This is a genomic window from Desulfoluna sp. CYM3A (assembly GCF_056829965.1).
In genome coordinates, this window is sequence record NZ_CP186556.1 from 5,401,916 (window position 1) to 5,422,785 (window position 20,870).

Annotated in this window: 19 protein-coding genes; 10 read left to right on the forward strand and 9 right to left on the reverse strand. The window is 58.3% G+C overall.

Annotation, left to right across the window (positions count from 1 at the left end):
• Positions 1-70: 70 nt before the first annotated feature.
• On the forward strand, positions 71-868 hold the full coding sequence (locus tag ACOYW1_RS27325) for a sulfite exporter TauE/SafE family protein (protein WP_482420469.1): 798 nt from the start codon (positions 71-73) through the stop codon (positions 866-868).
• Between the two features lie 447 nt (positions 869-1,315).
• Here the strand turns inward: ACOYW1_RS27325 and ACOYW1_RS27330 are convergent, their stop codons facing one another.
• The 5 genes from ACOYW1_RS27330 to ACOYW1_RS27350 all read right to left on the reverse strand — a co-directional run bounded on the left by ACOYW1_RS27330 (position 1,316) and on the right by ACOYW1_RS27350 (position 8,154).
• Positions 1,316-2,653, reverse strand: coding sequence for an ammonium transporter (locus tag ACOYW1_RS27330; RefSeq protein WP_482420470.1), 1,338 nt, complete (start codon positions 2,651-2,653; stop codon positions 1,316-1,318).
• A 603-nt stretch (positions 2,654-3,256) separates the two neighbouring features.
• On the reverse strand, positions 3,257-3,424 hold the full coding sequence (locus ACOYW1_RS27335) for a helix-turn-helix domain-containing protein (RefSeq protein WP_482420471.1): 168 nt from the start codon (positions 3,422-3,424) through the stop codon (positions 3,257-3,259).
• Between the two features lie 10 nt (positions 3,425-3,434).
• The gene (locus tag ACOYW1_RS27340) at positions 3,435-4,694 is read right to left on the reverse strand and encodes a sigma-54-dependent transcriptional regulator (RefSeq protein ID WP_482420472.1); all 1,260 of its coding nucleotides are present in this window, start codon (positions 4,692-4,694) and stop codon (positions 3,435-3,437) included.
• A 2-nt stretch (positions 4,695-4,696) separates the two neighbouring features.
• Positions 4,697-6,325 (reverse strand): transporter substrate-binding domain-containing protein, encoded by a 1,629-nt coding sequence (locus ACOYW1_RS27345; RefSeq protein ID WP_482420473.1) that lies wholly within the window; start codon positions 6,323-6,325, stop codon positions 4,697-4,699.
• 512 nt (positions 6,326-6,837) lie between these two features.
• Positions 6,838-8,154 (reverse strand): dicarboxylate/amino acid:cation symporter, encoded by a 1,317-nt coding sequence (locus tag ACOYW1_RS27350; protein WP_482420474.1) that lies wholly within the window; start codon positions 8,152-8,154, stop codon positions 6,838-6,840.
• Between the two features lie 364 nt (positions 8,155-8,518).
• On the opposite strand from ACOYW1_RS27350, the gene ACOYW1_RS27355 reads away from it, so the two are divergent.
• The 6 genes from ACOYW1_RS27355 to ACOYW1_RS27380 all read left to right on the forward strand — a co-directional run bounded on the left by ACOYW1_RS27355 (position 8,519) and on the right by ACOYW1_RS27380 (position 13,308).
• Entirely contained in the window at positions 8,519-8,866 is a 348-nt protein-coding gene (locus ACOYW1_RS27355) for a TehB-like domain-containing protein (protein WP_482420475.1), read from the forward strand.
• Positions 8,867-8,975: 109 nt separating this feature from the next.
• The gene (locus ACOYW1_RS27360; protein WP_482420476.1) at positions 8,976-9,794 is read left to right on the forward strand and encodes an outer membrane lipoprotein-sorting protein; all 819 of its coding nucleotides are present in this window, start codon (positions 8,976-8,978) and stop codon (positions 9,792-9,794) included.
• Between the two features lie 257 nt (positions 9,795-10,051).
• Positions 10,052-10,267 carry a hypothetical protein gene (locus ACOYW1_RS27365; protein ID WP_482420477.1) on the forward strand — a complete coding sequence of 72 codons (216 nt, stop codon included), beginning with the start codon at positions 10,052-10,054 and terminating at the stop codon, positions 10,265-10,267.
• The gene (locus tag ACOYW1_RS27370) at positions 10,264-11,277 is read left to right on the forward strand and encodes an ABC transporter permease (RefSeq protein ID WP_482420478.1); all 1,014 of its coding nucleotides are present in this window, start codon (positions 10,264-10,266) and stop codon (positions 11,275-11,277) included. The genes ACOYW1_RS27365 and ACOYW1_RS27370 overlap by 4 nt, the downstream gene beginning before the upstream one ends.
• Entirely contained in the window at positions 11,270-12,493 is a 1,224-nt protein-coding gene (locus ACOYW1_RS27375) for an ABC transporter permease (RefSeq protein ID WP_482420479.1), read from the forward strand. The genes ACOYW1_RS27370 and ACOYW1_RS27375 overlap by 8 nt, the downstream gene beginning before the upstream one ends.
• A gap of 365 nt (positions 12,494-12,858) precedes the next feature.
• Positions 12,859-13,308 carry a hypothetical protein gene (locus ACOYW1_RS27380; protein WP_482418564.1) on the forward strand — a complete coding sequence of 150 codons (450 nt, stop codon included), beginning with the start codon at positions 12,859-12,861 and terminating at the stop codon, positions 13,306-13,308.
• A 17-nt stretch (positions 13,309-13,325) separates the two neighbouring features.
• Here the strand turns inward: ACOYW1_RS27380 and ACOYW1_RS27385 are convergent, their stop codons facing one another.
• From ACOYW1_RS27385 to ACOYW1_RS27400, 4 genes are all read right to left on the reverse strand, one after another.
• Positions 13,326-14,621: a hypothetical protein gene (locus ACOYW1_RS27385; protein ID WP_482420480.1), complete on the reverse strand. Its 1,296-nt coding sequence runs from the start codon at positions 14,619-14,621 to the stop codon at positions 13,326-13,328.
• 255 nt (positions 14,622-14,876) lie between these two features.
• Positions 14,877-15,326, reverse strand: a complete 450-nt coding sequence (locus ACOYW1_RS27390; RefSeq protein ID WP_482418566.1) for a MarR family winged helix-turn-helix transcriptional regulator — start codon at positions 15,324-15,326, stop codon at positions 14,877-14,879.
• 6 nt (positions 15,327-15,332) lie between these two features.
• Positions 15,333-15,755: an iron-sulfur cluster assembly scaffold protein gene (locus ACOYW1_RS27395; RefSeq protein ID WP_180138172.1), complete on the reverse strand. Its 423-nt coding sequence runs from the start codon at positions 15,753-15,755 to the stop codon at positions 15,333-15,335.
• A gap of 2 nt (positions 15,756-15,757) precedes the next feature.
• Positions 15,758-16,171: a MarR family transcriptional regulator gene (locus ACOYW1_RS27400; protein WP_218950983.1), complete on the reverse strand. Its 414-nt coding sequence runs from the start codon at positions 16,169-16,171 to the stop codon at positions 15,758-15,760.
• A 466-nt stretch (positions 16,172-16,637) separates the two neighbouring features.
• On the opposite strand from ACOYW1_RS27400, the gene ACOYW1_RS27405 reads away from it, so the two are divergent.
• From ACOYW1_RS27405 to ACOYW1_RS27415, 3 genes are all read left to right on the forward strand, one after another.
• Positions 16,638-17,375, forward strand: a complete 738-nt coding sequence (locus ACOYW1_RS27405) for a lysophospholipid acyltransferase family protein (protein ID WP_482420481.1) — start codon at positions 16,638-16,640, stop codon at positions 17,373-17,375.
• A gap of 234 nt (positions 17,376-17,609) precedes the next feature.
• The gene (locus ACOYW1_RS27410; RefSeq protein WP_482420482.1) at positions 17,610-18,104 is read left to right on the forward strand and encodes a cytochrome c3 family protein; all 495 of its coding nucleotides are present in this window, start codon (positions 17,610-17,612) and stop codon (positions 18,102-18,104) included.
• A gap of 480 nt (positions 18,105-18,584) precedes the next feature.
• Entirely contained in the window at positions 18,585-20,531 is a 1,947-nt protein-coding gene (locus tag ACOYW1_RS27415; protein WP_482420483.1) for a methyl-accepting chemotaxis protein, read from the forward strand.
• Positions 20,532-20,870: the final 339 nt, after the last annotated feature.

Here is a 20,870-nt window from a genome sequence, read left to right on the forward strand (position 1 = left end):
GAAACGTTTCGCCCCCGGCAGGACCGCCGGAGGCTGCTTTTAGAATCCAGAATAGGACAATAAGGGGATTATGCTGACATCGTTTATGATTTACGCGGTTGTGGGCGCCATCGCCGGCGTCCTGGCAGGACTCCTCGGCATCGGGGGCGGTCTGGTGATCGTGCCCATGCTGGTCTTCAGTTTCACCCTTCAGCACATCCCCCAGGAGCTCATGATGCACCTGGCCCTGGGCACCTCCCTGGCCAGCATCATCTTCACGTCGGTCTCCAGCTTCCGGGCTCACCACAAGCGCGGTGCCGTGCGCTGGGATGTGTTCAAGCGCATCACCCCGGGCATCATCGTGGGGACCTTTGCCGGGTCCTGCGTGGCCTCCACCCTCCCCACCCACATCCTCAAAGGGATCTTTGTGGCCTTTCTCTATTACGTGGCCACCCAGATGATCCTGGGCAAAAAACCCGCGGCCTCCCGGCAGCTTCCCCGCACCGCAGGCATCTTCGGGGCAGGGGGCGTCATCGGCTCCTTTTCCAGCCTCGTGGGCATCGGGGGCGGCACCCTGTCGGTTCCCTTCCTCACCTGGTGCAATATCCCGGTCCACCACGCCATCGGCACCTCGTCGGCCATCGGCCTGCCCATCGCCCTGGCAGGGGCCTTCGGCTACATCCTCAACGGCCTGGGCACCCCGGACCTTCCCGACCTCTCCCTGGGCTTTGTCTACCTCCCGGCCCTTTTCGGCATCATCTGCTTCAGCGTGCTCACCGCCCCCTTAGGCGCCAAACTCGCCCACAGCCTTCCCGTAGACAAACTCAAACGCATCTTCGCCATCCTCCTCTACGTGGTGGCCACCCGCATGCTCATCAGCGTGTTTTAAGACAAAAAAACGCCTCCGGCGGCAAGGTGAGCCACCTTGAAAGCAGGTTGCCATTGCGCTTTTGCCCTTCGTTCCTCAGGTCAAAATCGCAATGGCATTCAAACCGGGATTCGGGTGTATGCGGCCCGGACCACAAACGTCCCAATAACAGGATACGTTACCGTAGCGTGACGACGATCGGCATTAACGTCCATACCTCCAGAAAGATCGCCGGAGGCAACTTCAGGATCTGACTAAATAAAGAGGCCGTGTGTCACCCCATGGGCGTCACACGGCCTCTTTTATTTCATCGTTCAAGGCAGCCCAGAAACCGGTCACCCTTTCCGGGCGAAGCCCGTCAGCGAATGTGATCGACCTGAGGAACGAAGGTCGGGAGCATTCGCGAACCTGGGGTCAAGGGGCTTGCCCCTTGCCGCCGGAGGCTTGTTTTTTCAACCACGTTGCCCGTTACGAAAGCCTTTTTTGACCGCCCAACCCGTAGCCGGTCTCTCCGTGGAGGACCTGATCGAGCCCGATGACTTCGGACTCTTCGTCCACGCGGAAGCCCAGGGTCTTTTCGATGACGATGCACAGGACAAGGGTGACACCGGCGGCCAGAAGGATGGTTGCGCCCATGCCGGTGAGCTGGACAAGGAGCTGGTCAAAGGGGCCCCAGGCTTTTCCTGCGGCGGCGGAGGCCTCGTCCATCCAGCTGTCCCGGATAAAAAAGGAGAGCATGAGAACGCCCAGGCCGCTGCCCACGCCGTGGATGCCGAAGCAGTCCAGGGAGTCGTCGTAGCCGAGTTTGGGCTTGAGGGTCAGGGCCCAGTAGCAGAGGCAGGACGAAAGAGCTCCCAGAATCAGGGCACCGCCGGGCAGCACCACACCGGCGGCCGGGGTGATGACCACAAGGCCTGCCAGGATGCCCGAAACAAAACCCAGGGCCGTGGCCTTCTTAAAGATCCACGCCTCGATGGCCAGCCAGGTGAGGGCGCCTGCGGCGGCGGAGATCTGGGTCATGGCCAGGGCCCGGGCCGTGTCCAGGCCGCTGCCCAGGGTGGAGCCGGCGTTGAACCCGAACCATCCCACCCAGAGGAGGCCTGCGCCCATCATGGTCATGACAAGGTTGTTGGGGTGAAAGGCTGTTTTCGGAAACCCCTTACGGGGCCCTAAGTACAGGGCGGCCACCAGGGCGCTGATCCCTGCGGAGACGTGGATCACCAGCCCCCCGGCAAGGTCGATAACCCCGGCGGCACCGGTGTTTAAAAGCCAGCCGTCCGGTGCCCAGATCCAGTGGCACAAGGGGGCATAAACAAAAAGGAACCACAGGGCGATAAAGGCGATGTACCCCCTGAACTTGACCCGCTCGGCAATGGCCCCGCTGATCAGGGCCGGGGTGATGATGGCAAATTTTCCCTGGAACATGGCGATGATGTAATCGGGGATCCCGCCTGTCACCCGGGAATCGATGCCGGAGAGCAGAAAATAGTCAGGGTTCCAGCCCCATAATCCGCCCAGGATGCTCTCCCCGAAGGTAAGACTGTATCCACACACCACCCAGAGCACCCCGATGACGGCCAGGGCCACAAAGGTGTGCATCATGGTGGAGAGCACGTTCTTGGTCCGCACCAGCCCGCCGTAAAACATGGCCAGGCCCGGCACCATCAAAAGCACCAGGGCCGTTGAGATAAGCATCCAACTCGTGCTGCCCGTGTCCACCCCGTCCCCTGTGAGGGCAAAGGCCGCCCCTTTGAGCGTCGCCCATGCCCCTGCCGCCATCACCGCTGTTCGAACCCAATGTCTCATCGTTTATCCCCATCAGAAAGTTCACAATAAATCCCTTACGGAAAATTTCTTCATGATTTCGGGGATATCCCCAATCAAGTTCCGTGCCATCACCACGGCCTGACACGTCATCTCGAAATTCAGCGGTTCCATGAAAATCCACACACGACAACACCGCAAAGAAAGTTACACTTATGTAATTCACAAGCCGTATTGATTGCAGTTTTGTTGTTTTTCGCCCCTCGATAAAACCTTTAAAAGACGTAACTATTCAGCTTATGCCTCCGGCGGCCCTGCCGGGGGCTAAACTTTTGCCTGATTTTATAAAGGCGGGTTTAACAAACAGGTTTTAAAAAATCATTTTGAGTGAATTTTTACTTTAAAGGCGGATGTGATTTGACCCGAGGAACGAGGGCGGAACCGCATCCGCAACCTGCTTCAAGGTGGCACACCTTGCCGCCGGAGGCTGTTTTGAGCTGAATAGTTACTAAAAGACAAGCCTTCGATTCAAAAAACGGCCTCCGGCGGCCAAGGGCTGAGCCCTTGGATCCCAGGATCGCAAATGCTCCGGGGCTAACGCCCCTACACATTTGCTGACGGAGGCACGCTTTTTGAGCATAGCCCTTAGTCGTTCTGCTTCATTTTTTTGAGGCGCTTGCTTAGGGCGGGCTGGGAGATGCCGATGAGGCGGCTGGCGATGGACTGGTTGCCGTCGGCGCGCTTCATGGCCTCGGTCACGAGGAGGTCTGTGACGTCATGGACGGAGGGCAGGGATTTGGTGGCCACGAACACGCTGTCGTCCTCAGGGGAGGGCTAGGGCTTGGCGTTGGTCATGGGCGGGAAGGGTCATGGAGCCGATCTTGCGTTTAAAGGCGTCCAGGGAGAGCATTTTGGCTTTGTGGGTACTCACGGCGTCATGGGCCATGGCCTGGAGTTCCCGGACGTTGCCGGGAAAGGGGTAGTTGGCAAGGAGGGTCTCCAGCTCCCGGGGGTAGGTGGGCCGCTTTTTGCCCAGGGCGTCGGCGGCTTCGCCGAGGAAGTGGTTGAGGAGAAGGGGAATATCCCCTTTGCGCTCCCGCAAGGGGGGGATATGCACGTGGTGGGCGCAGAGGCGGTAGTAGAGGTCCTTGCGGAACTCGCCTTTGGCCTGCTTCTTGTCCAGGTCCTGATTGGTGGCCACCACGATGCGGGCGTTTAAGCGCTTGGGCCGGTCGCTCCCCAGGGGGTAGTACTCTCCGTTCTGGATAAGGCGAAGCAGTTTCACCTGGGAGGTGACGCTCAGGTCTCCGATCTCATCGAGGAAAAGGGTGCCCTGGGCCGCCTGCTCCACCATCCCTTTGCGTACCCCGTGGGCGCTGGTAAAGGCCCCGGGGGCGTGGCCGAAGAGGGTGTCGGAAAAAACGTTGTCGTCCAGGCCGGCCACGTTGATGGAGATGAGGGGGCCTGCCACCCCGCTGAGACGATGGGCGGTATGGGCAAAGAGCTCTTTTCCCACGCCGCTCTCCCCGGTGATAAGGATGGGCATGGCGCTTTTGGCCACGGACTCCATGTACTGGAACACCGCCCGCATGGCTTTGTCGCCGGTCAAGATCTCTTCAAAGGCGTCCGGGTGTTCCAGGCGGTCGTGGAGAAGGCGGCTTCTGATCTCCTTGTGCTCCTTGGACATCTCCACCATCTGAATGGCCCGGTTCACGCCCATGACCAGGCGGTCCTCCTCGTTGGTCTTGACGAAGTAGTCGTAGGCCCCCAGCTTCATGCACCGCACGGCCGGTTCGATCTGGTTGATGCCGCTGATAATGATCACCACCACATCGGGGTGCTCCTCGATGATGGACGACAGGAGCTTGTCCCCGGAGAGCCAGGGCATGTTCAAATCCAGGAGCACCAGGCCAAAGCCCCCTTGGGAGAGGATCCCCATCACCTCCCGGCTGTCCTGGCAACGGGTGAGGTTGTTGATGCCGGCCGACCGCTCCAGGGCGATGGAGAGGCTTCGGATAAACGGCTCTTCATCGTCCACGATCAGCACCTTGAATGAGGGGTAGAGGGATTTTTTGGGAATCACGGTCACATCCTTTTGAACATGGGGAGTCGAAGGGAGACGGTGGTGCCTGCGCCGGGCTCGGAGGCAAACGACAGCACCCCGCCGTGTTCGTTGACGATGGTGGTGGACACCGAAAGGCCCAGGCCGGTGCCGCCGGTGTCCCGCTTGGTGGTAAAAAAGGGATCGGTGAGGTGGGGCAGGTGGTCCGGGTCGATGCCGCTGCCCTGGTCGCGCACCTCCAGGACCACCCCTTTGCGGTCCGGGCTGTTGAAGGTCTGAAGGGAGATGGCCTGTTCCGGTGCGGTAAGGGCCTGGCAGGCGTTCAAGATCAGGTTTACCACCACCTGCTCGATGCGCTGGGGGTTGCCCCGAACCTTGTACAGCCCTTCGCCGCAGGAGACCGAAAAAGAGTGGGTGGCCTTTTTGATGGAGTTATCCACCAGCCGCGTGGCCGCACGCACCACCTCGTTCAAATCCATGATCTCCATCTGGCGGGAGTTGTCGATGCGGGAAAAGTCCTTCAGGTCTTCCACGATGTGCTTGATGCGCTTGCCCCCGGCCTGCATTTCCGCCAGCATGTAGGGGATCTCCTCACGCATGCGGGTGTACTCCAGCCCCCCCACCCAGAAATCCCCGTGTTCCTGATAGTAAGCCTCCAGAATGGGCCACAGGTCTTCAAAGGAATCCATGATCACCGGGGTGTTCAAAAGCACCAGGCTGTTGGGATTGTTGATCTCATGGGCGACCCCGGAGACCAGAATCCCCAGGGAGGCCATCTTGTCCGCCTGGATGAGCTGCTGCTGCTGGAGGTGGAGCTCCCGGGTACGGTTTTCCACCTCCCGCTTCAGGGTGCGGTTCCACATGAGGATGGCGCCCATCATCAGCACCAGGGGGATCACCACCACCATGCTGAGCTTGATGATGCGCGTCCACGACGGGGTCCTCGGCTCCAGAACCCCCAGCCACTTGTCATAGATCTCCTGGTATCGCCCCGTGTTCTTCAAAATGGAGAGCCCCTCGTTGAGCCGGGCCTGAAGCTCTGCATCCCCTTTTTTTACAGCGTAGCAGTACTTGAAGCTCACCGCGGTCTTGCCCGAGGTGACGATGTTGGAGAGGCGATGTTTGCGCCCGAGATAAAGCCCCGGCAGGTTGGCCACGGCCGCGTAATCGTGTTGGCCTGCGGCCAGCATCCTCAGGGCGTTGGCATGGGTGTCCGAAACAATGACCATGATGCCGCCGTGCTTGACCAGAGTGTCGTGCATGGATCCGGCTTCCTGGACAATGACCTCGGAGCCCACCAGGTCGTCGACGCTCTTGGCCGGCCTGGAGCCTTTGCGGTAAAAAATGGATTGGTGGATCAGGGCGTGGGGGACAAAATCGAACACGGACAGTCGCTCTTCGGTGAACACCGTGCCCGGGAGCATGTCCACTTCCCCATGTTGAAGGGCGGTGCGCATCTCGCTCCAGTTGCCCAGGCGGATCTCGATGTTGAGGCCCATGACCTCGGCAATGGCTCGGGTGAGCTCCACGTTGTAGCCCTTGGGATTGCCCTCTTCATCCAGGTACTCATACGGGGGATAGTAGTAGTCGCCGCCCACGATGTAGGTTTTGTTACGAAATGTGCGGTGGGGCCCGGGCGGCTCGGGGGGCAAGGGCCTGGGCCAGGAGAAGAAAAAGCAGAAAAAGGGCGGCGCACCGTGCTGCCCACGGGCACTTGGGGCCGCGTGACACGGTCCCTGAAGCAAAATAACGACAACCTCTCATAACCGACATGTTCCTTGGGTAAACCATTGACACCTGTCCTTGGTTATGGCCCCCGAGGGCTCTTCTGTCAATACGGGTTTCATCTTTTCAACCCCTTGCCCCAGATGGCAAAACCATAGAAAAAAAGAGACGATTCAGTGGCCTCCGGCGGGTCGCTTTTTTAAAAAAGCTCGCAAAACATTTTTCGCGGTTGAATCTCCGGTACGTATACACCGGTCGGATTGCCCATACCTTTCGCCGGTCCGGCGTTCAGATGACCTGTTTATCAAACCCAACCTATATAACCATGGAAGGCGGTGTCGGGCTGAATAGCCATCCAAACAAAACGGGCCGGACACCTTATTTCCCGGCGGGAAAAACGCATCCGACCCGTTTCGTCAGACCTTACAAGAAAGACGGATTAGAGCTCCACGGAGGCTCCCTGTTCCCAGACAGCCTGGTCAAGTTCCCCTTCGGACTTGGCCACTGCGCAGGTCACGGCCAGGTCGCCGGTGACGTTCAGGGAGGTTCGTCCCATGTCCAGCAGGGCGTCGATGCCGAAGATCATGGCATAGGCTGCGGCAACAGCGGAGCCGGGCTCGACTTTAAGGCCCACGGACTCCAGGACCATGAGCAGCATGATGGCACCGGCACCGGGGACCCCGGCAGAACCGATGGAGATGAGAACCGCGGTGGCAATGACTGTCAGCTGCATGTCCAGGGCCAGGGGAGCGCCGATGGCAAGGCTCACAAAGATGGCGCAGACCCCCTGGTAGATGGCGGCACCGTCCATGTTTAAGGTGGCGCCCAGGGGCAGGGAGAAGGAGTAGACCCCGCGGGAAACCCCGAGGTTCTTCTCGGCCACTTCCATGCTGACGGGAAGGGTGCCGCCGCTGCTTCGGGTCACAAAGGAGGTGATGATGGCCGCGCGGGCTCGGGAGAGGAACTCAAAGAAGTTGATACCGTAAAGGGTCAAAAGGCCGCCGTAGACAAACACCGCATGGCAGATAAAGGAAGCGTAGACGGTAAGGGTCACCAGGGCCAGGGGGCCGAAGGCCTGGGCTCCCTGCTTTCCGAAGACCACGGCGATGAGGGCAAACACACCGATGGGGGCCACCTCAAGGATCCAGCCCACCACCTTGTACATGACCTCGGCGCCGCCTTCAAAGAAGGCAAACATGGTCTGGGCGGCGTTTTGAATTCGGTCGTCGTCGCTCTCCCGCAGGTGAGAGAGGCCGATGCCGAAGAAGATGGCGAAGAAGATGGTGGGGAGCATCTTGCCGGAGGTGATGGCTCCAAAGGGGTTGGTGGGAATGATGTTGAGCAGGGTATCCACCATGGAGGGCGGAGTCACGGACTTTCCTTTGGCGCCTGCAATGCCCACCAGCTCCATGCCCGATCCGGGGTTGAAGAGGTTGGCAAAGACAAGGCCGATGGCCACGGCAAAGGCCGAGGTCAACAGATAGAGAACCAGGGCCTTGACGCCGATGCGTCCCAGGCGGGAGGGATGCACGCTGGCCGCGCCCACCACCAGGGTGAAGATCACCACCGGCATCACGATCATTTTCAGCAGACGGACAAAGGCGGTTCCCAGGGGGGCCACGGCCGCGATCTTGGGGCCGAAGATCAAGCCAGCCACTGCACCGGCCACAAGGCCGATGAGAATACGGAGCAAAAGGTTTGTGTTGAAATACCACCCAAACAGGCCTGATTTCTTTTCACTGCTTATCTGTGTCATGTCTATTCCCCATCTTTGATGAATAAAACTTAAATGCAACCCAAATTAATTTGATTGAATAGAAGTAGAGCACAGACGATGCCAACCGGCCCGTTAAATGCATGACCCCCTGTTATCACGGGCATATTTTCCATTAAGGCGCTCCCTGCGCACCCTCGGAAGGGATATAACCTGTTGAAAGCGCCGCCGCCCAGTACATGGGTATCCACCATAAAAACCAGACAGATACCCTGCGTCCCCCAGGTTATAACGGGTCGCAGGTTATAAGGGTTTGAAAAAAGGGCAGGGGTGCTTATCTTCTAACAACCGAAAGCCCGATTCCCGGCTTTCAGCCCCCATGAATCCCCCACCCAAGGAGGTACCCATGAACTTCCAGAACGCCCAGTTGCCTCCCGGCGCAGAACGCGCCGGTGCCACCCCCACCATGGACGAAACCACCATTGCACCGGGCATCCTTGCAAAGCATATGGCCCCTAAGGGCAAGTGCGGGCTTCTCGTGGTGGAAGAGGGGGCCTGCCAGTTCGTCTGGGAAGACGATCAGGACCACCCCATCGACTGCGACCCCGATCACCCCGTGGTCATCTTTCCGGAGCGCTATCACCACGTGGTGATTACCGGTCCCGTGAAACTGCGGGTGGAATTCTACACCCTGCCCGTCACCCTTCAAGGGCTCGATTCCAAGGCGTCCCGTCCCGGGGAGGATTTTATATAGCCCTGTGATTACCCATTGAAATCCATCTGTTGCTGTGCAAAAACAGGGGAGACATGGCCGCGTTATCCTTGCGACCGCCTGAGGCAACCCACCACCCCAGGAGCCCGCGATGAAACTGCTTTTCCCCCACCGCACCTTCCAAGAAAGCTACCACGCCCCACGGCGCGTGATTTTTCTGACACGCGTCCTGGCTGCCCTTCTCCTGCCGGTGCTGTGTCTCATGCCCGCCCCCTGCACCGGAGAATCAGCCGAATCCATTGTCCGGGCCGCCTTTGACTACTGGCGCGGGGAGGCCTCCGTCTCCCGGCTCACCATGACCATCCACCGCCCCACCTGGCAGCGCACCGTCTCCCTCGACGCCTGGACCCAGGGAGAATCCGAGAGCCTCTTTGTCATCAAGTCCCCGGCCAAGGACAGGGGCAACGGCACCCTGAAAAAAGGGCGGACCATGTGGATCTACAACCCCAAGGTCAACAAAATCATCAAGCTGCCCCCCTCCATGATGAGCCAGAGCTGGCAGGGCTCGGATTTCTCCAACAACGACCTGGCCAAGACCGACAGCCTCATCTACGACTACACCCACAGCCTCACGGGACAGACCACCCAAAGCGGCCACACCATCTATAACGTTCAGTCCGACCCCAAGCCCGATGCCCCGGTCATCTGGGGCAGGATCACCCTTGAAATCCGGGACGACCACATTCTCTTGAAAGAGACCTTCTTTGATGAAGAGCTGGAACCGGTCAAGGAGATGACGGCCTCGGATATCCAATCCGTGGACGGCAAGCTCTTTCCCATGACCTGGAAGATGGCCAAGACCGACACACAGGACGAATACACCGTCATGGTCTACGACGCCCTCACCTTTACCCGGGAACTCCCGGCCAACACCTTTACCCGGGCCAACCTGATCAAGGTGGGAAAATAAGGGTCGCAAGAAAAACCCATTTTTTTTCGTAACCATTCAGCTTATGCCTCCGGCGGCCCTGCCGGGGGCTAAACGTTTAAAAAGTTTAACAAACAGGTCATAAAAAAAGGTACATGAATGCCGTTTTAAATGCAGATGTGATGTGACCCGAGGAACGAGGGACAAATGACATCTGCTATCTGATTGCCGCCGGAGGCTGTTTTTGGAGCTGAATAGTTACTTTTTTTCTTAACCCCCCGCCCCCATGAGGCCTTACAATGAACACAGACATCGCCCTTGCATGGCGGAATATCTGGCGGAATCCGAGGCGCACGCTGCTGACCATTGCCGCCATTGCCTTTGCAGCGCTCCTGCTGGTGTTTATGCTCTCCTTTCAGTTTGGGACCTACGAGACCATGATCAACGCGTCGGTCTCCTTGCGCACCGGGCACCTTCAGGTGCAGGCCAAAACCGGGAGGTGCGCCTGGCCTTGAACTGGGATGATGAGACCGAAGCGGCTCTGCTGGACGGGGACCTGCGGGTGGTGGCAGCAGCGCCCAGGGCCAACGGGTTTGCCCTGGTCACCAGCGGCAGCCGGACCTACGGGTGCATGGTCACGGGGGTGGACCCGGAGCGCGAAAAGAAAGTCTCCACCCTGGCAGCCATCATCCGGCAGGGAAGCTATTTCAAAGGGGAAGACGCGGCCCTGGTGGGGGAGACCCTGGCCCGGAACCTCAAGGTGGGGGTGGGGGATGAGCTGACGCTTCTGGGACAGGGCCGGGACGGATCGGTGGCGGCCACGGTGGTGGCGGTTCAGGGAATCTTCGAGTCGGGGCTGGATGCCTATGACCGCAACGTGGTGCTCCTGCCCCTGGCCTTTTTCCAGGATCTCTTTACCATGGAAGGCGGGGTGCACGAGGTGGCCATCCGGGCCAGCAGCCTGTCGGAGGTGGCGCCCTTGAAGGCGAAGCTCAGCGCCAAGCTGGCGGAGCTGCCCCACAACGGCCCCCCCCCAGTGGCCCTGGACTGGATGGATCTCATCCCCGGGCTTCTCCAGAGCATCCAGATGGACCTGGTGAGCGGGCTCATCATGTACCTGATCCTCATTATTGTGGTGGCCTTCAGCATTTTAAACACCTTTGTCATGGCCATCTTCGAGCGCACCCGGGAGTTCGGGGTGATGATGGCCATCGGCACCACCCCGGGACGCCTCATGGGGCTGGTCTTAACCGAATCCTTTTTCATGACGGCAACGGGCCTTGCGGTGGGCATCGCCTTTGGAGCAGCCCTGACCCTCTGGTTCGAGTCCCACGGCATCCTCATCCCGGGAAGTGACCAGATCATGAAGGCATACGGCATCAGCGGCCGCCTTTACCCCAAGCTCTCGCTGCTCTCGGCCACCATCGGCCCGGTGGCCGTCCTTGCCATCACCTTGTTTTCCGCTCTGTTTCCCGCCCTGAAGATCCGGAACATGAACCCCGTGGAGGCGATGCACCATGCATAACGAACTGGCCTGGCGCAACATCTGGCGCAACCCGAGGCGCACCCTGGTGATCACAACGGCCGTGGTCATCGGGATCTGGAGCATCATCCTCTTAAGCGCCCTGACCCGGGGCATGCAGCGGGAGATGCTGGGCAACGGCATCAAGACCCTCACCGGCCACATCCAGATCCAGCACCCCGAGTACATGGACGATCCGGTGGTGGATTACTCCCTTGGTGAGGGCGCCATCGACAAAGAGGCCCTCTCGACACGTCTTCCCCGGGGAAGCCACTGGACCGGCCGCATCCGCGTAGGGGCCGTGGCTGCCAACGCGCGCCACTCCGGCGGGGTAACCCTTGTGGGCATGGACCCGGAGCGCGAGCCTTTTGTCTCGTTTATCGGCGGGGCCGTCACCGAAGGGCGCCCCCTTAAGGCTTCGGACAAAAGCAAGGTGGTGGTGGGACGGGCCCTTCTCAACGCCTACGAGGCCAGGATCGGTCACAAGCTCATCCTCATGAGCCAGGACACAAAAGGAGAGATCGCCTCCAAAGCCTTTCGCATCGTGGGGGTCTTTGACGCGGACCTGGAAGCAACCGAAAAGACCTATCTCTTTGTCCCCTTTGGGGCTGCACAACAGATGCTGGGGCTGGGGGACCGCCTCTCGGAGGTCTCCATTGTGTTGCCTGAGATGGGAGAAGAAAAAGAGGTGGCCAGGGCCATAAGCCAAGTCCTCAACACCGAGTCCCTCTCCGTCACCACCTGGCAGGAGCGCCTGCCCATGCTGGCCGCGTACCTGAAGCTATCGGACTCCTTTATCTACATCTGGTACGGGGTGGTCTTTATTGCCATGGGCTTCGGCATTGTCAACACCACCCTCATGGCCGTCTTCGAGCGAATCCGGGAATTCGGCCTTATCCGGGCCCTGGGCATGAGCCCTTCGGGTATCATCCGGGGGGTTCTCCTGGAGTCCCTTTTCCTGCTGCTCCTGGGCCTTACGGCAGGCAATGTCCTGGGTATTGCCACGGTCTTTCTCATCGCCATTCACGGCATCGACCTCTCCGCCCTTGCCGCGGGAACCGAGATGTGGGGCATGCCCCGCATCATCATCCCGGTGCTCACCCCCACGGACATCCTCACCGCCAACGGGGTTATCGTCACCCTGGGCCTGGTTGTCAGCCTTTACCCGGCAACCAAAGCAGCCCGCATCACCCCGGTGGAGGCCCTCCGGTATACATAACAGCTGGAATGATCGCGATTTTCATAAAATCGCACCCGGGTCCGGTGTGGCCTGATGACTGGGAATCCCCTGGTTTTCCGGCTGGGTTCGGCATCCCGTACCATGGCCCGTTCAACATCGAAAAATCAACGCATCTTAAACATTGACAGAGCACCCATCAACCCCTATAAATTACAAGGTTTACCCAAACATTCATTCCCATGGGCCCCCTTGTATTCACCGCCGTTCTGCACCCACCATCGCCTCCTTCTCCGCCACAGACAGCCCCACCTTCTTTCTGTTGCCGCACCAGCGGTTGCGCAGATGTCGCCCCATGGGCACAGCAATCCCTTAACCTTCGTTTGTCCGACCCAAAGGAGATCACCATGGCACAGCAAAAGTTTGACGGCACCTACAACGTCACCATCTTTATCCCGGAGCGTGGCAGTTATCAGTCCATCACCGAGACCATGACCATTGCCACGACCACGGAAGGAAGTGATGAAGTCCTCCAGACCGGGAGCCAGCTCTCGTTTATGAGCTACACTTTTGAGCTCAGCGGCCGCATCAACACCCAGACCGGCCTGGCCACCATCAGCGGCCAGGCAACCGACTCCGGTGTCTCACTGGATCCGGCCCTCTGGAGTTTCGTGTCCACCCCGGCCCTTCAATCCGTAAGCGCCGCCCGGGTTGTCTTTAACGGTGCCGCGGCCATCGGCTTCTGCTTCTCTTTGTTCGGCATGAAAGAGGGACAGGAGACCTTTGAGTCCCAGAGTATTCCGGAGATGTTCATGAGGGACTTCCAGGCAACCTCACGGCCCGTGCCCAAACTCTAAACCACCTTGCGTGGCTGTCAGGCCATCTCTTTGGATCGCCTCATCACGCTGTCTACGTCTTCCATGGCGTAGTCGTAGAGGCGCCCGTACAAAAAGAGGGTGACGCCCTTTCCGGCAGTACGCCATCCCAGGCCCGCAGCCACCTTGAGGAGCCCGCCCCTGGCCGTAAGACGGTAAGCGGTCAGGGGCCACTTGAGCCAGCCATAGGCTTTTTTCCCGTGGGTGACGGCCTCTTTGAGGCTTTTGGGCAGGCTCTCTTCGGCATACCGGCGAACCGTTGCCAGGGTGTCCAGGCGGACACGAAAGAGACGCCCGGCAACAGGCAGAGACTCTCCCTTGCCCAGCTGCGCCAGAAGGTGGCGGGTACGCTCCAGGATGGGACCGATTCTGGCCTCATCAAGGGGAGAGTCCGCCTCGGGGAAGTGCTTCTGGGCAAGGAGCTCAGCGGACTCTTTTACGGTTTTCCCAAATACAGAGAGGCCGGGGGTGGGATGAAAAAGCGCCGACACCCCGGTGATCCGTCTGCGAAGGGGGGCAAGAGCAGGATCCATGGCTGCGGGCGGGGCATCGTCGAGCCCCTCGAGTTCCCTTAAAACCTCTTCCATGGCCTCGGGAGAAGGCTCCCCGCCGGAGGACTCCCCTTCGGCACCCAGTGAGCCATAGAGTTCCAGGGCGGTGGTGCCCACAAAAAGGTGAAGGTCGGTCAGGAGGCACTTGCCCAGAACCATGAGGGAGAGATTTCCGGAGAGGGTAATCAGCCAGGAGACGGGATCGGGGAGGAGAAGCAGGCGAAACACGTTCATGCCGGAAATCCAGCGCCTGAAACGGAGGTACCAGCGCACCGGAGGAAAGCCGGTGACCCGTTTCAACCGACGGGTGCTGGTCTTGACCGTGGCAACTCTCACCCGGCTGAGGCGAGCCAGGCCAGGCCGTTCGAGCACGGCGTCAAAGCGATCCAGGGAACGGTTCAGGGTTCGGATCAGGTGGCCCACAGACACCCTCAGTTCCGGGCGAGGCGCCTCGGGGTGAAAGGCGGCGGCAACTTCGGTAAGGTAGCCGTGAAGATCGTCAAGGCTTGGAAGGTCGGGGGAGAAAGAGCGAAGGGTCGCCCTGCAGTGAGAGACCACCACGCCAAGGGCGGCAGCCTCATGATCCGGTGCGGTTTTGGCCCGCGCCTCAAGGGCGCGTATCTCACGGGTAAGGGAGAGAGCCCAGCCGATGATGCGCACGGCCCGGACAAGGGCCAGCGCCACCACAGGTACCAGAGCCACCCATAACCAGAAGGTCCATTCTGTGAGCAGGGGAAACGTCATTGTGTCCTGTGGCTGGTTTCAGGCAGGGTCCTGTTGAAAAGTTATGAATCCCAGGCCTTCGGAAGGGCGAGCTAGAAAAAGTTTTCAACATTCACCCACGCCAAGGGCAAAAAGCACTCATTAACGATAAAAAAGACCGATTTTCAGAACAAACAGACAGAGGTTTGGCAAGTAAAGTGCGACCCATCCCGAAAAACAACGCTGCAACCCATCACTTCAAGCACAAAACAGGATAGAATTTCGCAGGAAGCCAAATCAGGAGGGACGGGTCTGGGCACAGGAGATTTTGTGGATGACAGAACCGAGAAAACGGCACACCGTCTCCATCTCCTCCGGGGTAAACCCCTCTGAAGCGAACTCGTTGAATTGATCCACCAGGGGCAGGGCAAGGGCGGCGGTTCGGGCCCCTTTGGGGGTAATATACACCTGGAAAGCACGCCCGTCTTCCAGACAGCTGCGCTTTTCAATGAGCCCTGCTTTTTCCATGCGGGTCACCAGGCCTGTGATGGCTGAATTGTTCAGCCCCAGCCCCCGGCTCAGCTCTTTTAAGAGGCACCCGTCTTCCTTTTCAAGGATAAAAAGGGCTGCAAGCTGGGCCGAGGTGACGGAAAGCTTCTCCATCAGGATGGCATCGGCCCACTTCAGCAGCACATGACGGCTTCGGTTGATGAGAAAAAAAAGGCGGTTGTCAGGGGTTTCGTCCATAACACCTCAGTGGGTATAGGTCTTTTTCCATCCGTTTCGGGTCTTCTTGCGATGATCGTTCAGGGCAAGAAAAAAGGCACCCACGGAGAGTTCCGCACAGTGGAAATGATCTTCTTCCAATGTCTTTAAGTAGCCGGCAACCTTTTCAGGGGTCACCTCCCAGGCCTCTTCCAATGTCCGCCCCTCGGTCATGGAGGCCACGGTGTTGGCACAGGCGATGGTGTTGAGGCATCCGTCGATCTGGATGGCGACGTGCTTGATGGTCTCCTCTTCGATGGTCAGGAACATCTCCACCGTGTCCCCGCAGTCCCCAACGCGCTTGCCGTAGCCGTCGGGGTTCTCCACGCGCTCCAGCCTTTCGTAGCTGTACGCCATTTCAATATACTCGTCTGAATGCTGCTCCAGAAAATTCTGCTCGTGATGATCCATGATTAAAATACTCCGTTGACCTTCGATAATATCCCGGAAAAGAGAACCATCTCCTCCTCAGTGAGGGCCGCTGCCATCTCTTCGGTTAAGCTCACATGATATTCATGGTGGCGCCTGAAAAGCGCCTCGCCTTTGTCTGTCAGCACAATTTCATAGGAACGGCGATCTTTTTCATGGGCTTCCCGCCGGAGGTACCCCTCTTTTTCAAGGCGATCCACCGTTACCGTCACCGTTCCCGTGGTGACCCCTTTTTTCTCGGCCAGCTCCCGCATGCGAAGACGACCTTCGTGGCCCACGATCTCTATGGTGTGCATCTGGGAAGGAGTCAACCCGCTCCCCTTAACCACCGAATTCTCCCAGGAGGAAATCTTTTCGTAAAACTCAACAATTTGACGGGCAAGTTGCCTGACTTTCACCGATGCCTCCTGCAAAAAAAGTATCCACACCCCTTGGGATCCACCCAACACCCTGAATCCAGAGGGCAATATCCAAAACACAGAAGGCCGTACCCCGGTTGATCACAAAGCGGTTCGGCCCACTGAACAGACGCGCCCTCCGTCACGGGCAGGCCCCCGTGGGGCATGCATTCCGGAAACCAGAGCTAACCGACCGATTTACCCTCACTATACAATACGGAAACGGCACCGTCCGCGCCACCCGATGCAATAGCATAATTGAAGAAAACTGCAATGGATTTTATCCGGTGACCGGGCGTCAGGGTCCCTATCCAAAGGGTCCCAAGGCCCATGAGTGTACCTCGAACACCCTCAAATTTCCAACAGGCTTTTTCAATTGATCAATTTACACCCCGAGGATAGAATAGCGACCCAGGAATTTTCCCATCGGGTCCAGACCCGCAGATTAAACCCATGGAGACGATCATTGAAGAAGCTCAGTCCCCCTTTGTCCTACGCAATCGGCCTTCTTTCACGGGTCCTTTTTTCCCTTCTTTTTGCCACCTGCCGACTGGAGATTTTCGGCAAAGACGCTGGCGCCGCCCACAAACGGGGCCGCACCCACGGCAATGTCCTGTATGTCACATGGCACCAGCGCCTGATTCCTTACATCTGGTACTACCGCTTCAAAGAGGTGGTGGTGATGGCCAGCATGAGCCGGGACGGTGAGCTTGCCTCCCGCTATGTCGAAGCCTTTGGCTGGATCTCCGTGCGGGGATCCTCCAAAAAACGGGGCCGCGAAGCCCTGCTGGAGATGGTGCCCTACGTCCAAAAAGGCCACCCTGCGGCCCTGGCCTGCGACGCCCCCACCGGCCCTGCCTATATCTCCAAGATGGGCATCGTGGCCCTGGCCCAGAAATCGGGCCGCCCCATCCAGGCCGGCATGTGGAGCTGCGACAACCACTGGACCTTAAGAAGCTGGGACCGTACCATCATCCCCAAGCCCTTCTCCCGCATCATGCTCATGTACGCCGAACCCATCCATGTGGAAGAGGGCGCCTCCCGGGAGGTCTGTGAAGAGGCGCGCCAATTGCTTGACGACCGGCTCAATGCCATGATGTACCAGGCCGATCGCTATTTCGAATCCGGTGTCTCCGACCCCCGGGATATCCCGGTTCCCACCCCGGTTCCACGCCCGGACCCGAAGGAAGCCCTTCAAGGGTAACCTTTTATAAACACATCATAAATCCATAGTTTTCTACTGGATAAATCCACTGAGAACCAATTGACATTGAAAGTTCCCCCTGATAAGATCACCCCGTTTATAATTTCTGTAAATGGTGATTTTAGGGGAATCACGCTTTAAACCGGGACGGCCGCTGCGGAGTTGACGACACAGCCACGGGCTGCACCTTTCGTACCGAACCGTCACCGACTGGGAGAGGAAAGGAAACTAAAAATGAACAAAACCCGTTTGATTACGCTGCTGTCCGCCCTTGTGGTCTCTCTTGCGGCGGTGAGTCTTCTCTGGGCAGGGACCACCGTGGAAGACACCTTTGACATGAAAACCAAAGAGTACACCGAAGCCGGCGGACACAAGTACAGCCCGGTACCGTTTACTCACAAGAAACACCACGAAGATTACAAGATCGGCTGTGGTGAGTGCCACCACGATGAAAACGGCAAAGCCCTGGAGCTCACCATGGGTGATGATGTCCAGCGCTGCATCGAGTGCCACGACAAGCTCGGCCGGGCTCCCAAGGGCAAAGGCAAGAAAAAGCTCAAGGGCAAGGAAAAGCGTCAGTACCATGCTGAGGCCGTCCATGACAACTGCATCACCTGTCACAAAGCCTTCAACAAAGAGTTCAAGAAGAAGGCCAAAGACAAGAAAGCCAAAGGGCCGGCCCCCACAAGCTGCAAAAAATGCCACACCGAAGGCAAAATTAAAAAGTAGTCGTCCCTGATTCAGGGCATCTGTTTAAAGGCGCTTTTTTCCTTTTCAGGAAAAAGCGCCTTTTTCATTGCCTGCTCCCGCCCTCCGCTTCCCGGCGGCTCTTTGCCCACCCATCCCTTCCTCTCCGGCGTTCACTTACCCAATCTACACGAAAAGACCGCGGGTGATCCCTTCTGTCAGCAATCCGGTAATCACTTAAAATAACGACAGGTTTCCTCTGTTTTATTCTTCATTGTAAAAAAGTTTCGAAAAATTCCGAATTAGTTCTTAAGTAAACATAGTTCCGTGCCGTTAAGACTACATTAGTGAGATTGAACTAAGTATACAACATCTCACAACGGGCAAAACGAAACGCGACTTCCATGGCGTTATCAGCAAAATAAAGCTGCCCGACCCGGCCTTTTTTTATTCTTCGTTAGGCAATATGTGAAGAGCCTTTCTTCACCCCTTATATTTCAACGTTGGCACGGAGAACCGCACATGAAGCTACGCCTAAAATTCCTTATACCTGTCCTGCTCATCATCCTCACGGGCCTTGTGGCCATCACCACCCTCGGGTATGTCAGCTCCAAAAATGCTCTCAAGCAGAGCGTTCACACCCAGCTTACCTCACTGACCGAGGCAACCTCCGAGGTCCTGGGAAAATTCATCCGAGACAACCGTTCCCTGCTGCACTACTGGGGGTCGGACACCCTGTACAGAAACTTCGCCATCAATCAGGACACCCTGATGCGCAAGGCCGTTCATGAGAAGCTCTCCCGCATCCTTGAGACCTTTCCCAGCATCGAAAACTTCCTGATCACCCTGCCGGACGGAACCATCATTGCCTCGGCAGTCCCCGGGGTGGAGAACTCCCTGAATATTTCGGACCGGACCTACTTCAAGGAAGCCCTCAAGGGCCAGCCCGTCACCTCCCGGGTAATCAAGAGCAAGGTAAGCGGCGAGCCCGTCTACGTGGAATCCCTGCCCCTGACGGCGAACAGCGCCGTGGTGTGTGTCATCAGCCTCGTGGTCAAAATGAACACCGTCACCGAGCTCTTCATCGACCCCATCAAGGTGGGAGAGACAGGCTATGCCTTTGTCATGGAAGAGAACGGGGCGGTCATCGCCTACCCGGACAAGAGCAAGATCCTCACCCTCAACGGCAACATGTTCGATTTCAGCAAGGAGATCCTCAAACTGAAAAATGGGCTGAGGACCTATGATTTCAAAGGCCAGGAAAAGATCTCCGTCTTTAAGCAGGAGAACTTGTCCGGCTGGATCACCGTCATCAATGCGCCGTCTGAGGAGGTGTTTGCCGCAGCCGTCACCCTCCGGAACCAGCTGATCATCATCGCCACCATCACCATGGTGGTGATCTGGCTCGTGGTCCGAACCTTAACCCAGGCCATGGTGGTCACCCGCATCAAGCGTATTGCCTCCCGCATGAGGGATATATCCCAGGGGGAGGGAGACCTGACCATGCGCATCCGCATCCAGTCCGGGGACGAAATCGGCGAGCTGGCCCAGTGGTTCAACACCTTTGTGGGCAACCTCCAGGACCTCATCACCCAGATTGCCGGCAAAACCAAGATCATCGACGGGGCCTCCACCGATCTCTCCGGGGTCACCCACAAGATGAAAACCGCCTCCGGGGACATGAGCGACAAGGCCGTTTCCGTCACCACCTCCGGCAAGGAGCTCAACGCCCACATGGCCGATGTGGCCGCCGCCATGAACCAGTCTTCGGCGGGCGTGGGGATGATCGCTTCGGCCGCCGAAGAGATGACCGCCACCATCACGGAGATTGCCGGTAATTCAGGGCGCGCCCGGGAAATCTCCACCCAGGCGGCCAGCAAGGCCAGCGGGGTGGCCAAAGGGGTCGAACAGCTTGCCGCGGCCGCCCGGGACATCGGGGTGGTAACCGAGACCATCTCCGAGATATCGGACCAGACCAACCTCTTGGCCCTGAATGCCACCATCGAGGCGGCCCGGGCCGGAGAGGCCGGCAAGGGCTTTGCCGTGGTGGCAGGGGAGATCAAGGACCTGGCCCGCCAGACGGCCGAGGCCACCGGGGAAATCACCGACCGAATCCGGGGAATCCAGGACTCCACGGACGCGGCCAGCAGCGACATCGCCGAAATCGACACCATCATCTCCAATGTGAGCGAAATTGTAGCGGGCATCGCCGCTGCTGTTGAGGAGCAGTCTGTCACCACCCGGGAGATTGCCGACAACGTGGCCCAGACCTCCATGGGCATTGACGAGGTCACCCGCACCATCTCCCAGAGCAGCGAAGAGACCCACGGAATCACCGAGGAGATGGAGGAGGTCAACGGCCAGGCCAGATTCCTTGCAGACAACAGCAGCCGCGTTCAGTCCGACGCCGATAACCTGGCCACGCTCTCCGATGAAATGAGCGGTCTGGTGAGCCGTTTCAAGGTCTGAAAGTGAAAAAGTGACTTTTTTTTGAACCTGGGGGGCTTTGGCCCCCCATTTTTTTTGTCTCCAAAGAGAATTTATGGTATGGATTTCTCAAACCCATCATCTTGAAGTGAAAGCATTTTTCTTCGGTAGGGGAGACAGGGGTCTCACCCGTGATACCGCCAAATGATTTCCTTCGGTGCGGCTTTTTAAGGGCCCACGACAACACATAGACCCCGTTCATCGTTGCGATCCGCCTGGGTATTGAGTCAAATCAGCCAAGGGTTAAGGCGGGTTTTCCCTTTGTCGGGGGAAGCGATTCTTACTATGTGTTCCCGTGGGCCGTTTTGTGTTCCAAGCCGT